The sequence below is a fragment of the Rhizobium sp. RSm-3 genome, assembly GCF_001854685.1.
Classification (GTDB): domain Bacteria; phylum Pseudomonadota; class Alphaproteobacteria; order Rhizobiales; family Rhizobiaceae; genus Rhizobium; species Rhizobium ecuadorense.
On the sequence record NZ_MAWZ01000014.1, the window covers coordinates 57710 to 71194 of the forward strand.

Annotated in this window: 13 protein-coding genes; 5 read left to right on the forward strand and 8 right to left on the reverse strand. The window is 59.9% G+C overall.

All coding sequences use genetic code 11. The features are described from left to right. The first annotated feature begins 125 nt into the window (after positions 1-125). Positions 126-1262: a Gfo/Idh/MocA family protein gene (locus tag BBJ66_RS15930; RefSeq protein WP_071088236.1), complete on the forward strand. Its 1137-nt coding sequence runs from the start codon at positions 126-128 to the stop codon at positions 1260-1262. Beyond that, positions 1259-2194, forward strand: coding sequence for an alpha/beta hydrolase (locus BBJ66_RS15935; protein WP_071088238.1), 936 nt, complete (start codon positions 1259-1261; stop codon positions 2192-2194). Before BBJ66_RS15930 ends, BBJ66_RS15935 begins: the two co-directional genes overlap by 4 nt. Before the next feature lie 20 nt (positions 2195-2214). On the opposite strand, the gene BBJ66_RS15940 is transcribed toward BBJ66_RS15935, so the two are convergent. Further along, positions 2215-3249: a LacI family DNA-binding transcriptional regulator gene (locus tag BBJ66_RS15940; protein WP_071088240.1), complete on the reverse strand. Its 1035-nt coding sequence runs from the start codon at positions 3247-3249 to the stop codon at positions 2215-2217. 372 nt (positions 3250-3621) lie between these two features. Here BBJ66_RS15940 and BBJ66_RS15945 point away from each other — a divergent pair, with 372 nt between their 5' ends. From BBJ66_RS15945 to BBJ66_RS15955, 3 genes are all read left to right on the forward strand, one after another. Continuing rightward, positions 3622-4869 (forward strand): ABC transporter substrate-binding protein, encoded by a 1248-nt coding sequence (locus tag BBJ66_RS15945; protein ID WP_071088242.1) that lies wholly within the window; start codon positions 3622-3624, stop codon positions 4867-4869. 153 nt (positions 4870-5022) lie between these two features. Next, positions 5023-5961, forward strand: coding sequence for a carbohydrate ABC transporter permease (locus tag BBJ66_RS15950; RefSeq protein WP_071088244.1), 939 nt, complete (start codon positions 5023-5025; stop codon positions 5959-5961). Positions 5962-5966: 5 nt separating this feature from the next. Next, positions 5967-6809 carry a carbohydrate ABC transporter permease gene (locus BBJ66_RS15955; protein ID WP_049731109.1) on the forward strand — a complete coding sequence of 281 codons (843 nt, stop codon included), beginning with the start codon at positions 5967-5969 and terminating at the stop codon, positions 6807-6809. 41 nt (positions 6810-6850) lie between these two features. On the opposite strand, the gene BBJ66_RS15960 is transcribed toward BBJ66_RS15955, so the two are convergent. The 7 genes from BBJ66_RS15960 to ugpB form a co-directional block, all read right to left on the reverse strand. Then, on the reverse strand, positions 6851-7648 hold the full coding sequence (locus tag BBJ66_RS15960; RefSeq protein ID WP_071088245.1) for an HAD-IIB family hydrolase: 798 nt from the start codon (positions 7646-7648) through the stop codon (positions 6851-6853). Beyond that, a complete protein-coding gene (locus BBJ66_RS15965; RefSeq protein ID WP_049731107.1) occupies positions 7645-8430 on the reverse strand; it encodes a DeoR/GlpR family DNA-binding transcription regulator in 786 nt (261 codons plus the stop codon). The genes BBJ66_RS15960 and BBJ66_RS15965 overlap by 4 nt, the downstream gene beginning before the upstream one ends. Before the next feature lie 9 nt (positions 8431-8439). Beyond that, a complete protein-coding gene (locus BBJ66_RS15970) occupies positions 8440-9189 on the reverse strand; it encodes a glycerophosphoryl diester phosphodiesterase (RefSeq protein ID WP_071088247.1) in 750 nt (249 codons plus the stop codon). 52 nt (positions 9190-9241) lie between these two features. Next, complete coding sequence (locus tag BBJ66_RS15975) at positions 9242-10288, reverse strand: sn-glycerol-3-phosphate import ATP-binding protein UgpC (protein ID WP_071088249.1); 1047 nt, start codon at positions 10286-10288, stop codon at positions 9242-9244. A 1-nt stretch (position 10289) separates the two neighbouring features. Then, complete coding sequence (ugpE, locus tag BBJ66_RS15980; protein ID WP_071088251.1) at positions 10290-11138, reverse strand: sn-glycerol-3-phosphate ABC transporter permease UgpE; 849 nt, start codon at positions 11136-11138, stop codon at positions 10290-10292. 12 nt (positions 11139-11150) lie between these two features. Next, positions 11151-12035: a sn-glycerol-3-phosphate ABC transporter permease UgpA gene (gene ugpA / locus BBJ66_RS15985; RefSeq protein ID WP_071088253.1), complete on the reverse strand. Its 885-nt coding sequence runs from the start codon at positions 12033-12035 to the stop codon at positions 11151-11153. Positions 12036-12100: 65 nt separating this feature from the next. Beyond that, positions 12101-13423 (reverse strand): sn-glycerol-3-phosphate ABC transporter substrate-binding protein UgpB, encoded by a 1323-nt coding sequence (ugpB, locus tag BBJ66_RS15990; RefSeq protein ID WP_071088255.1) that lies wholly within the window; start codon positions 13421-13423, stop codon positions 12101-12103. Positions 13424-13485 lie beyond the last annotated feature (62 nt).

Consider the following 13485-nt stretch of genomic DNA (forward strand, 5'->3'; position numbering starts at 1 on the left):
ACGCCTCCCAACGTCTTGTCATTTCGTAGGGGAAAATGTTAGCGTGCGTCAACATAATTTATTCCTCGCGAATTCAACGTGCATCCGCGGCTCTGCGGGCAGGGAACGGCAAGGTCAGGTTTTCAATGACACAGACACTCAGGATCGGTGTTGTGGGATGCGGCAGCATTTCGCTCGCCTATATGCGCAACGCGTCGCTGTTTCGCGGCGTCGAAATCACCGCCTGTGCGGATCTTAATGCGGACGCCGCCAAGCGCCGCGCGGCCGAGTTCAATCTGCGGGCGGCCGACGTCGACGCCCTCATCGACGACAGGAACATCGACCTGATCCTCAACCTGACGATCCCGGCTGCCCATTTCGACGTCTCGATGCGGGCGCTGTCGGCGGGCAAACATGTCTTCACCGAAAAGCCGCTCGGCGTCACGGCCGCGGAAGGCCGCCTGTTGGTGAGCGCGGCTGCCGAAAGCGGCCTCATGCTCGGTTCGGCGCCGGACACCTTCCTGGGGGCGGCCGGACGCCATGCCCGGCGGCAGATGGAAGCCGGCGCCATCGGCCGGCCGGTAACCGGAACGGCCTTCATGATGGGCCGCGGCATGGAGCATTGGCATCCGGACCCCAGCTTCTACTACCAGGCCGGCGCAGGCCCGGTGATGGACATGGGCCCCTATTACCTGACGATGATGGTCAATCTCATGGGGCCAATCCGCCGGGTGCAGGCCGTCGCCACAAGCGGGCAGGAGGAGCGGCTCATCACCGCCGAAGGGCCGAAACAGGGCACCACGTTCAAAGTCGGCACACCGACCAGCGTGCTTTCGCTGCTGGAGTTTGATTGCGGCGCCACCGTGACCTTCGGCACCTCCTGGGACGTCTTCCGCCACTCCAACCATCCGATCGAACTGCACGGCACCGAAGGTTCGCTGCGCCTGCCGGACCCCGACAATTTCGGCGGCCTTATCGCGCTCTCCAGCCGTGGTGCGCCGTGGCAGGAAACCGATACGTCAGGCGCACTCTTCGGCGCCGTCAACTGGCCGATCGCAGCACCTGATCGTGCCAACTATCGCATGCTTGGCCTTGCCGATCTCGCCCGCGCCATCATCGAGGGCCGGACGCCGCGCGCTTCGGGGGATCTCGCGCTGCATGTGCTCGACGTCATGGAAGCAATCCTGCGGGCAGGTGAAACCGGTGTCGCTCAGACCATTCCGGATACTGTCGCCCAGCCGAGCGAATTGCGGGAAGACGAAGCAAGGAGCCTGCTCGCATGACGCAGCTGGATGAATCCGCAAGACGCGCACTGGCGTGGCCTGGCGATCCGCAGGAGCCGGTGGAAAACTGCACGCCGGCGCTGGCGCGGCAACAATATCTGGACGGTTTCGCAGACATCCAGTGGCCGCTCGAGGATGTGGCCGAGGTATCGGAGAAGCATGCCGGCGCAATCCGAGTGAAGATATGGCGCGGCTGCACGGCGCCGCGCGAGCAGGCCCCCGCCTTGCTTTATCTCCATGGCGGCGGCTTTGTGATCGGCGCGCCGGAAACCCATGAGGACATCTGCCGGACGCTTGCCAATAAGATTGGCGCCATCGTGATCTCGCCCGACTATCGCCTCGCCCCGGAGCATCCCTTTCCGGCAGCGATCGAAGATTGCGCAGCCACGCTCATCTGGATGAGGGATCAGGCAGACGCCCTCGGCATCGATCCGGCACGAATTATCGTTGGCGGCGATAGTGCCGGCGGAAATCTCGCCGCCGTCATCGCCCTTTTGGCGCGGGACGGAGAGGTGCCTGATGTCATCGGGCAGGTGCTGATCTATCCGGTGACCGACCAGTTGCAGGCAAGCGACAGCTACATGCGCTATGCAGAGGGTTTCGGCCTGACGGCAGCGGCGATGCGATGGTTCCGGGATCACTATCTGCCGGTGACGGCAAGCCGCTCCGACTGGCGGGCCTCGCCGCTTCGCGCGGCATCGCTCGCCGGCGTGGCGCCGGCCTTCGTGATCCTTGCCGGCCACGACGTGCTGTTCGACGAAGGCGCGCTTTATGCCGAGCGGCTCAATTCGGAAGCCCGGGCGACAAGCCGGACCTGGCCCGGACAGATCCATGGCTTCGTCTCGAAGAGACGGGCCATTCCCGAGGCGCAGGAGGCGCTCGACGCCATTGCAACGGCATGGCGCACGATGGACCCGGCGCTCACGCGTTGAACCGTAACCGGCACCCGGCCTCAAGCCGAGTCGCGCATCACCAGTGTTGCCTCCAGGATGACCCTGTTCGTTGAAGGGGTCGTCCCCTCGTCTTCGCTTTCGATATGAGACAGCAGAAGCTCAACGGATTTGGCAGCGATCTCCGGCGCGTTCTGGGCCATCGTCGTCAGCGACGGGCAGGTATATCGGCTGAGCGGGTGATCGTCGTGCCCGGCGATGCGCACATCGCAGCCGTCGCCGCGGCCGATTTTCAGGCCGGAAGCGAAGGCCGCCGCCATGGCGCCGAAAGCGAAGCGGTCGTTGGCGCAGAGCAGGGTTTTGCCGGGCAGGCCGCCACGCGCAAGAATTCTCTGCATCTGCTCGTATCCCAGGCGCTCGAACTCCCAGGACGGCGGCGCCTCGCAATCGATGACCAGCGGTGCATGCCCTTCCCTTGCCATCGTCGCACGGTAGCTGGCCTGCCGCTCGCCGGCGTTTTCCGTCAGATGCGGAATTTCCAGGAATATCGGCGGCTCACCGGACCGGCAGAGATATTGCACAATGGCTGCCATGCTTTGGGCGTTGTCGTTGCCGACATAGGGAAGATCGCCGCTGGCCGGATTGTCGAAGCAGACGACAGGGATGGCGTCCTTCAGTCTTTCCAGCGCGGAACGGCGTGAGCCGGCCCCGAGCGGCGCCACGATCGCGCCGGCAACCTTCAGCGACAGCAAGGTCCGCACCGCCTCCGCCTCCAGCTCCGGCCGCGTATGCGACGAGATCTGGACCGGCCAGAATCCCTTGTCGCGCAACTCCAGCTCGATCAGCGACACGACCTGCACATAGAAGGGATCCGACATGGTCGGGACCAGGATCCCGATATTTCTGGTCCGTTTGCGGTTGAGATGCCGCGCGAACAGGTTCGGCTCGAAATTCGACTTCTTGAGAGCCGCCTCGATACGCTTGCGGGTCACCTCCTTGATCTGCGAGGGATCATTGAAATATTTCGACAGCGTCGGACGCGACACGCCAGAGGCGGTCGCGAAATCATCCATCGATTTATAACTCTTCTTGGCCATTCAGTTCCTTAACGACGGGATGATCACGCTGGATCCAATTGATATCGCATTGGCGGCGCTGCCTTTCTAAACACGAAAAAGTCGCCTCCATCCGCCCATTCCCCTCCCATGCCGGCGGTTGCAAACTTTCATTTGTTTACGAAAGTAAAGAAAAAATGCATCACAAGCAATACAAATTCTGCGAAAAAACATCGGCCGCAATATCGTATAATACGCTTTCTTATCAGTTGCTTAGAAAGTCAGGCATCGTCCATACCGCCGTCAATTTTTTTCTGCACCGCATTTCTTCATTGACAGACAGGCGCCTCAGGGAACCTAATTTGCCTACGGTCTTGAGGAGGATCGATCACTGAAAATCTATGGGAGGCACAGATGAATATCAGAAAATTCAGCGTGACCATGCGGGCTGCCGTGGCGGTGTGGGCGCTTTGCGCCAGCTCGGCATTTGCCGACACCACCATCGAGTTCATTCAATGGTGGGAACCCGAAATGCCCTCCGGCGCGCTGCGCGGCATCATGAACGATTTCGAGGCGGCAAATCCCGGCATCAAGGTGACGCTCGTCAGCGGTCCCTATGCCACGACCCGTGACCAGATCGTCGTCGGCGCCGCCTCCGGGACCTTAAGCGACGTCGTCGGCCTGGATGGCGCCTGGGTCAACGGGCTCTCCAAGCAGGGCGCGATCGCCTCCATGGACGAATTGATGGAGAAGGCGAAATACGACAAGAGCCAGATCACCGATATCGTCAAGGTCGACGGCAAGAGCGTGATGTTCCCGCTGGCATCTTTCGTCTACCCCGTTTTCGTCAACCTCGATATCGCCAAGGCGTCGGGTGTCGACAAGCTGCCGGCCACGCGCACGGAATTCGCCGAAGCCGCCAAGAAGATGACCGACGCGTCAAAGAACCAGTATGGCTGGGTTCTGCCGCTGTCGCTGCAGTCTCCGAGCGGAATCCAGAACGACGTGATGTCCTGGGTCTGGGCCTCCGGCGCCTCGATGATGAAGGACGGCAAGCCTGACCTCGAAAATGACGCCGTCGTCGGCACGCTCGACTATCTGGCATCCCTCAACAAGGAAGGCGTTATTTCTCCCGGCATTTTCGCCAAGAAGGAACAGGACAAGGTCGAGGAATTCGTCAACGGCCGCGTCGGCATGATGGTCGATTCCCTCGCGCACGTGAATCTCATCCGTGAGCGCAATCCGAAGCTCAAATTCGGCATCTCCGCCTTGCCGGCCACCGACGGCTATACCGGCAAACGCGGCATGCCCTATGCGTCCTGGGGCATCGGCATCAGCGAGGGCAGCAAGCACAAGGAAGAAGCCTGGAAGCTGGTGGAATACCTGATGAGCCCCGACGTCAACGGCCGCCTGGTGTCGATTGCCAATGCCTTCCCCGGCAATGTCCATGCCAAGCCGGACTTCGTGGCATCGGACCCGATCTTCGCCGAAGCTTTCAAAATCTTCCAGAGCGGCTATCCTGCCAACGAATTCGTCGGCCTTCCGGTTGCCGAAGAACTAATGCGCGACATGAACGTCGAAGTTCAGAAAATGTTCGACGGCGGCCAGTCGGCCAAGGACGCGGCAGCCAATACCGAGAAGGCCTGGCTCGCGAAGTTCTGATGCATGTCGCCCGGAAGTGCGCAGCGGTTCCGGGATAACGACACGCATAACACAAAGGACTAAAGCACGTCGCTTTCACGAGATCGCCGGCAACGCGACGTGGCGCTGCCGGCGCAAGTCGTCAAATCTCGGCAGAATGGGAAGTCACAGCTCATGAATCATTCCGCTCCGGCCCTGGTGGCAGCGCAAGTCAAAGCGCGAGGGAAAAGAAGGCTTCGTTACAGCACCTTGAGGAAGCTGGTGCCGTATTTCTACGTGTCGCCGGCGACCTTTTTGCTTGTTCTGCTGATGCTGTTCCCGATGGTGATGGTCTTCAAATATTCATTGATGGACGGCGCCATCATGAAAAAGGACGCTGCATTCGCAGGCGTCCAGAATTACCTGACCATCTTCGAAAATCCAGTCTTCTGGCAGTCGGTCGGCCAGACCATGTATTTCACGATCATGAGCGTCGTCTTCCACTTCATCATCGGCCTGGCCTTCGCGCTGCTGTTGAACACCAACCGCGTCGATCCGCTGATCAGGAGCATATTGCGTGTGCTCTTCATCCTGCCGTGGCTGTTCACCGCCGTCATCATCGCCATCATCTGGCGCTTGCTGCTCGACCCGAACGGCGTCGTCAACAGCGTGCTGATGGCGCTCCATATCATCAACTTCAAAGTCGAATGGTTCTCCTCGACCCACACCGCCATTCACGCCCTGACCTTTGCAAACATCTGGGCGGGTTATCCGCTCTATATGGTCAGCCTGCTTGCCGGCCTGCAGGGCATTTCGAAGGAGCTCTACGAGGCAGCCGGGATCGACGGCGCCAACGAACTGGAAAAATTCTGGTACATCACCATTCCGCAACTGATGCCGATCATCATCAGCATCGCGCTTCTCGACTTCATCTGGACGATGCAGGTTTTTCCGCTCGTCTGGATGACGACGGGCGGCGGCCCGATCTATTCGACGGAGGTGCTCTCCACCTTCACCTACAAGCTCGCCTTCTCCCAATATGAATTTTCGCTGGCTTCGGCGAGTGCGATGATCATCCTCATCATTTCGATGAGCGTCACCTACTTCTACATCAAACACCAGCAGCGCAGGTGACCGCCATGGCAAAGCGTTCGAAGAACTCGGCTCTGCCGACCATCTTGACCTATCTCGGGCTGGCGGTCGGCCTCATCTTTTCGACCTTCCCGATCGTCTGGATGTTTTTCAGCTCGCTGAAATCGAACACGGAAATCTTCGCTCTTCCGCCGCGGCTTTTGCCGGAGGATTTCACCGTGGCCGCCTATCTGACGATCTTCAACGATCCGGTGAAGGTGCGGTTCTTCATCAACAGCTATTTCGTCGCCGGCGTCGTCACCTGCCTGACCCTCGTCATCGCCATCCTGACCGCCTATGGATTCAGCCGCTACTCGTTCCGCTTCAAGAACACCTTGAACATCTTCATCATCAGCACCCAGACCGTTCCGCCGATCACGCTTCTCATCCCCTATTTCGGCATGGTCGTCGCCTTCAGGATCTTCGACACATATCTGGCACTGATCCTCACCTATATGGTCTTCACGCTGCCTTACGCGGTCCTGCTGATGACCGGCTACCTCAACACCTTGCCGAAGGAATTGGACGAGGCCGTCCTTGTCGACGGCGGCTCGAGCTGGACGGCACTTTGGCGCGTCATCGTGCCCGTCTCCATTCCCGGGATCGTCGCCACCGCGGTTTACACCTTTCTGCTGGCGTGGAACGAATTTCTCTTCGCCCTAACGCTGACAAAGTCGATGGATCTCAGAACCGTTCCGATCGGCATCCAGTTGCTGATGGGCCAGCATGCTTTCGAATGGAATGAAATGATGGCGATGAGCGTGCTCGGCTCCCTCCCCCTGCTGGTGCTGTACCTGGTTGCCCAACGCTATTTCCTGGCGGGCATGACCGCCGGCTCGGTCAAAAGCTGAGGTGGGACCAATTCGTCTTAAGCATTGATATCCGCCACGGCTTATTGCGAAACTTCGCGGACCGCGTGCAGGATCGAGCGGGCAATATCGGCAAAGCCAAGTCCGGCGGGCTGCGAGGAGACCCACTTCGGCGCGTACTGCAGGTGCGGAAGGACCGGGATGATATTGTTGACGCCGAAGGAGTTGCGGATAAAGCCGAACATCGGTGCGTCGTTTCGAGAGTCGCCGACGAAGGCAGTCGCGGTGGGCGTCTCGGTCGGATCGACACCAAACAGGCCGGTTAGAACCCGCTCGCTCATCGATCGCTTGTTGTAGTCGCCGATCCAGGTGTTGATGTGGATGGAGCTGATCGCCACCGTTCCGCCCATGGCCCTGATGCTGGACGCCAGATCCTCGACCTCGTGCGGATCGTGACCCTGTATGTCGATCGCGACATCCGCCAGCCGGAAGACCTGGTCGTGGGCGATCCTGAACGGCCTGCTCTTTTGCGTGATCAGCGCTTTGATCGCCTGCAGATGCCGGCGTTGGCGCTCGCCCTGCAGGGTGCCGTCTTCCCAATAGTCGAAGACGACGTCGCCATCCCGGCGGGTGACGCAATATGCGCCGCTTTCGCCGATGACGGCGGCCACCGGCCAGGCGCGGACGATATGTTCGCACCACCCGGCAGAGCCGCCCGTGACCGGCACGACGGCAATGCCGGCCCGGCTGAGATCCCACAGAGCCTCATAGGTCTGCGGCAGAAGCTTGCCCTCTGTCGTCAGCGTATCGTCGATATCGGTGAACAGGTAACGCACATCCTGCAGCTCCCGCGCTGATGGCGCCAGGTCCACGTAGCTCATGTCGTCTCCTCGCTGCATGTCACCACGTCCAACCCGCTTTCGGCGAGAGCATTGGCGGCCGACGCTTCGCCGGGCAGCCGATCCGTGTAGAAACGGGTGAGTTTGCTGAACGGCGCAACCCGCACGGAGGCGGTGCGCGTCCACTTGCTGACGTCTGCGGCGAGGATCTGCGTTTGTGAATTTTCAAGAAGCGCGTTGGTGATCTGGGCCTCGCTGTAGCTGAAATCCATCAGGCCAGTGAGCGGGCTCAGAGCGCCTGCGCCGACCACGGCGTGGGTTGCATAGAATTTTTCGACGAACCGGATCACATCCGTGCCGACCACGTCGCGGTCATCGTGACGCAAAAGACCGCCGGTCAAATGGACCTCGACACTCGGGGCGTCGCACAGGCTCAAGGCGACGTGGATGTTGTTGGTGATCACCGTCAAACCCTGGTGATCGCGCAACGCGTCGGCAACGAATTGCACCGTGCTGCCGATCCCGAGGAACACCGTCGCCTCGGCGCCGATGTCGGCGGCCACGCGCCGTGCGATCAGGCGCTTGGCCCGCCGGTTGAGCTGGGCGCGGGCGTTGAGCGAGATGTTGCTGCCCTCGACCGGCAGATCGACGCCGCCATGGAAGCGGCGCGCATGGCCCAGATCGCATAAGCCATTGATATCGCGACGAATGGTCTGCGTCGTCAAATCGTAGCGACGTGCCAACTCCTCGATGTACTGAACACCTTCGGTCTCGATCAGCGCAAGGATCTCGCGTTGTCGGCTCGATATGATCCGCTGCCCCATCGCCGCTCCTTAGGTGAGGTAGACACTGGGATCGTCTGTTATCACGCCGGTCAAACCCGCGCCCCAGAAAGATGCGAGCCGTTTTGGGTCGTTGCAGGTCCACGCCCTCACCTTAATGCCGCAACGGACGGCCTCTTCGAGAAACCCGATACTGAGGGCCTTATAGTCGAGATGGATGGTCGTTGCCGGGATCGACCGAAGGATATCAAGCCAATCCGCCGGCACCTTGCTCCACAGCATGGCGAGTTCGTACCTTGGATCGAGCCCATGCATTCCTTTCAGCGCAGCGGCATCGAAGCTCGAGATCATGATCCTGGTGTGCGGCGCCCGCGCCTTCAGATGCTGATCGACGATATTGACCAGTTGGCCGAGCGATTTGTGATGGGCATGCTGCTTGATCTCGACATTGGCGTTGAGGCCAAATTCGCCGAGGGCCGAAACGACCCGCGCCAGCGTCGGCAGCGGTTCGCCCTTGAATTGCGGACCGAACCATGCGCCGGCGTCGATGGCCTTGAGATCGGACGCGGTGAGGTCGGCAAGACTTCCCTTTGACGACGAGCAGCGATCGATTGAAACATCGTGGATCACCACCGGGGTGCCATCGCCAAGAAGGGCAACGTCGAGTTCGACCCATTCCGCACCTTGTTCGGCGGCTGCCCTGAAGGCAGCAACGGTATTTTCGGGCGCCACGGCAGAGGCGCCCCGATGCGCCTGAACTTCACTGCGTGGCGGGCCGGATCGCGGCTCTACGGTCGTCATCGTCTCATCTCTTTCGTCGTCTTCTGCTGGATGAAGAAATAAAAATCCTGCGTCAATCCGTGCGTTTTCCGGTATTGCTGTTAAAAGGGTGCATCGCGTCAACACAGGCGAAAACGTCGATATTCGCATTCTCGGCAAAGTCCGGGCGACCCGGTACCGTCAGGACGACTGTCCGCTGGCTCTCACCCAATCGCACATGCAGATGACTTTCTCCGCCGATCGGCTCGAGCAGCTCGACCGTCGCATTCAGGCGAACGGTGGGCGTCGCCGGCTCGGTGACGAGCAACGCATCGGGGCGAAGGCCGACCATGTCGGTGCCGGCGGGCAATGCCAGGGTGCCTGCCCTGTCGGCGGCCCTGAGCACGTCGACCGGCACAAGGTTCATAGGCGGCGAGCCGATGAAGCTGGCGACAAACAAACTTGCCGGCCGATCGTAGACCGCCACCGGCGTGCCCACCTGTTCGACAAGGCCGCCGTTCATCACCACCAGCCGGTCCGCAAGGGTCATCGCTTCAAGCTGGTCGTGCGTGACGTAGATGCTGGTCGTCTTCAGACGCCGTTGCAGCCGGCGAATTTCGACGCGCATCTGCACCCGCAATTTGGCATCGAGATTGGACAGCGGCTCGTCGAACAGAAAGGCGGCCGGCTCGCGGACGATGGCGCGTCCCATCGCCACACGCTGGCGCTGCCCGCCGGAGAGTTCGCGAGGTTTGCGATCCAACATCGGTTCGATTTCGAGGATCTCGGCGGCCTCCGCCACGCGGCGGTTGATTTCCGCCCGTTCGGTGCCGCGGTTTTTCAAACCATATTCGAGATTTCCCCGCACGGTCATATGCGGATAAAGCGCATAGTTTTGAAAGACCATCGCAATGTCGCGGTCGGCCGGCTCCGCCTTGTTGACATTGCGGCCGGCAATCTCGACATCGCCTTCGCTGATCGTTTCCAGCCCGGCGACCATGCGAAGCAGGGTTGATTTGCCGCAGCCGGAGGGACCGACGAGCACGATCAGTTCGCCATCTGCAACCGACAGGTTGATGCCTTTGACAGCCGGAACGGCACCATAGTTCTTCTTCACGTCGATGATATTGATCGTAGCCATTTCATTTCTCCGTTTCGACCAGGCCTTTGACAAAAAGGCGTTGCATGGCGACGATGACGAGGACGGGTGGCAGGGCGGCCAGAATGACCGCTGCCATCACGAGGTTCCAGCGCGGCTCGGCATCGGCAACCGCTGCCATGCGCTGAATTCCCATGACGACGGTATAGAAGCTCTGGTCGGTGGTGATGATGAGCGGCCAGAGATACTGGTTCCAGCCGAGCACGAAGAGGATGATGAACAGGGCGGCGATATTGGTGATCGACAGCGGCAGCAGAATATCGCGGAAGAACTTCATCGGCCCTGCCCCGTCGACACGGGCGGCCTCCATCAATTCGTCAGGCACCGTCAGAAAGAACTGGCGAAACAGGAAGGTCGCCGTTGCCGAGGCGATCAGCGGAATGATCAGGCCGCCGTAATTGTTCAGCATTCCGAGGTCGGCGACGACCTTGTAGGTCGGCACGATGCGCACCTCGACCGGCAGCATCAGCGTGATGAAAATCATCCAGAATGCCAGGGTCCGGAACGGAAACCGGAAATAGACGATTGCAAAGGCCGAAAGGATCGAGATGGCGATCTTCCCGACGGCGACGCCGACCGCCATGATCAGCGAGTTGATCATCATCGGCCCGATCGGCGGCGCTCCCGAGCTTGTCATGCCGGATGACAGCATCGTCGAATAGTTCTCGATGATGTGGCCTCCCGGGGTCAGCGGCACGACGCCCGACAGGAAGTCATTGGGCCCGTGGCTCGATGCGATGAAAGCGACGTAGACCGGAAACACAACGATCGTGACGCCGAGGATCAGCACAAGATGGGCCAGGAAATTCAGGAAGGGGCGATTTTCAACCATCCTTGGGCTCCCTCAATATTGCACGCGGCGTTCGATGAAGCGGAACTGCACCGCCGTCAGGGCGACGACGATCACCATCAGAATGACGGACTGCGCCGCCGACGAGCCCAGATTCAGTCCGATGAAACCGTCGAAATAGACCTTGTAGACCAGGATCTCGGTTGCGCGCGCCGGCCCGCCCTGGGTGGTCGCATGAACGATGCCGAACGTATCGAACATCGCGTAAACGATATTGATGACGATCAGATAGAAGGTCGTCGGCGAGATCAGCGGGAAGACGATCGTCCAGAAACGCTTGGTAGGCCCGGCCCCATCAATGGCGCCGGCCTCCTGAAGCGAGCGGGGCACGGACTGCAACGCAGCCAGGAAAAACAAGAAGTTATAGGATATCTGTTTCCAGGTGGCGGCGATCACGATCAGGATCATCGCATCGTTGGGATTGATCAGATGGTTCCAATCGACGCCCATCGACCGCAGTATATAGGCGACGATGCCGATCGACGGATTGAACATGAACCACCAGAGAATACCGGCAATCGCCGGGGCGACGGCATAGGGCCAAATCAGCAGGGTCGAATAAATTCGGGAGGTGCGGAGCACGCGCATTGCCGCGGCCGCCAGGAGCAGCGCGATCGACGTCGACAGCACCGTCACGAGAATGGCGAAGATCAGCGTGTGGCCGAAAGCATTGATATAGATCGGATCGGCAAAAAGCCGACGGTAGTTTTCGAACCAGACGAAGTTCGTTTTGAAGCCGAAGGCATCCTCGCGTAGGAAGGATTGCCAGAAGGCCGTTGCCGCAGGCCAGAGAAAGAATACCACGGTCACGAAAATCTGCGGGGCAATGAGCAGGTAAGGCAAAAGCTTGTTGGGAAATACGGTCCGTTTGGTTTGCATGAGCCCTCACACTGACGGATGGGAAACGGGGACCGGTCTTTCACCAGCCCCCGTCGCGGTGCCCATTAGTTGGCGGACTCGAAATCGCGAAGCTGTTCGTTGCCGCGTGCGACGACGGAATCGACCGCTTCCTTCGCCGTCTTCTTTCCACCGAGCAATGCGGCAAACTCATCGTCGATGATGCCGCGCACCTGGACGTAATTGCCGAAGCGGATGCCCTTGGAATTGTCGGTGGGCGTCACCCGCGTCAGCTGTTTGATGCCGATGTCGGAGCCAGGGTTCTTCTCATAATAGCCCTGATCCTGGCCGAGCTTATAGGCAGCTTCGGTGATCGGCAGATAGCCGGAAAACTGATGCCAATCGGCCTGAACTTCCGGCTTCTGCAGGTAGGTGAAGAACTTCGCGACCCCCTTATATTCCTCTTCCGGACGGCCCTTCAGCGTCCAGAGGGTGGCGCCGCCGATGATCGAATTGAGCGGCTGCTTGATGACGTCATCGTAGAAAGGAAGCGGTGCAAAACCGACTTTGAAGCCTTTCGCGTTGTTGATGACGCCGGCCCGGCCGGCCGACGAGTTCATATACATCGCGCATTCCTGCGAATAGAACATCGGAGGCGCGTTGTCGCCGCCGACAGGCCCGCCGAATTTGAAGAGACCTTCGTCCTGCCACTTCTTCAAATTGTCCCAATGGCGAATCGTCAGATCGTTGTTGAAGGTGAATTCGGCGTCCAGGCCGCCGAAGCCGTTAGCCTTGGTGGAGTAAGGCTTGTCGTGCAGGGCATTGAGATTTTCGGTCTGGATCCAGGAGATCCAGGCACTGGTGAAGCCGCATTTGGCCGCACCCGATTTCATGATGGTCCGCGAGAAGGATTCCACCTCCGCCCATGTTTTCGGCGGCGTTTCCGGATCGAGCCCGGCCTTCTTGAAGACGTCCTTGTTGTAATACATGATCGGCGTCGAGGAATTGAATGGCAGCGACAAGACGTTGCCGCTGGTGTCCGAGTAATAACCGACGACCGGGGCAATGAATTTGCTCTGGTCCCAGGCCTCGCCTTCGTCTTTCATCAGCTGGTAAACCGGATAGACCGCACCCTGTGCCGCCATCATGGTGCCGGTGCCGACTTCATAGACCTGGACGATAGCCGGCTGCTGCTTGGCACGAAACGCAGCGATCGCGCCGGTCAGCGTCTCGTCATAGGTGCCTTTATAGACCGGCACGATCTCATAATCGGACTGAGATGCGTTGAAGCCCTTGGCGATCTGTTCAAGCTTCGCGCCATTCTCGCCGCCCATCGCATGCCACCACTGGATCTTGGTGGCGGCCATGGCCGGGACGGATAAGGACAGGCTGGTCAATCCTGCGGACAGGAAAAAAGCGATCTTGTTCATCTTCACTCCCATTGCTCTCGGTCCGCAGCCTCCCGCTCCAGACGTGCTGCAATGGTAACAGC

Bases quoted from the DNA above. Each gene is read 5' to 3' on its own strand.
- BBJ66_RS15930 (WP_071088236.1), top strand. From the start codon at position 126: ATGACACAGACACTCAGGATCGGTGTTGTGGGATGCGGCAGCATTTCG.
- BBJ66_RS15935 (WP_071088238.1), top strand. From the start codon at position 1,259: ATGACGCAGCTGGATGAATCCGCAAGACGCGCACTGGCGTGGCCTGGC.
- BBJ66_RS15940 (WP_071088240.1), bottom strand. From the start codon at position 3,249: ATGGCCAAGAAGAGTTATAAATCGATGGATGATTTCGCGACCGCCTCT.
- BBJ66_RS15945 (WP_071088242.1), top strand. From the start codon at position 3,622: ATGAATATCAGAAAATTCAGCGTGACCATGCGGGCTGCCGTGGCGGTG.
- BBJ66_RS15950 (WP_071088244.1), top strand. From the start codon at position 5,023: ATGAATCATTCCGCTCCGGCCCTGGTGGCAGCGCAAGTCAAAGCGCGA.
- BBJ66_RS15955 (WP_049731109.1), top strand. From the start codon at position 5,967: ATGGCAAAGCGTTCGAAGAACTCGGCTCTGCCGACCATCTTGACCTAT.
- BBJ66_RS15960 (WP_071088245.1), bottom strand. From the start codon at position 7,648: ATGAGCTACGTGGACCTGGCGCCATCAGCGCGGGAGCTGCAGGATGTG.
- BBJ66_RS15965 (WP_049731107.1), bottom strand. From the start codon at position 8,430: ATGGGGCAGCGGATCATATCGAGCCGACAACGCGAGATCCTTGCGCTG.
- BBJ66_RS15970 (WP_071088247.1), bottom strand. From the start codon at position 9,189: ATGACGACCGTAGAGCCGCGATCCGGCCCGCCACGCAGTGAAGTTCAG.
- BBJ66_RS15975 (WP_071088249.1), bottom strand. From the start codon at position 10,288: ATGGCTACGATCAATATCATCGACGTGAAGAAGAACTATGGTGCCGTT.
- ugpE (WP_071088251.1), bottom strand. From the start codon at position 11,138: ATGGTTGAAAATCGCCCCTTCCTGAATTTCCTGGCCCATCTTGTGCTG.
- ugpA (WP_071088253.1), bottom strand. From the start codon at position 12,035: ATGCAAACCAAACGGACCGTATTTCCCAACAAGCTTTTGCCTTACCTG.
- ugpB (WP_071088255.1), bottom strand. From the start codon at position 13,423: ATGAACAAGATCGCTTTTTTCCTGTCCGCAGGATTGACCAGCCTGTCC.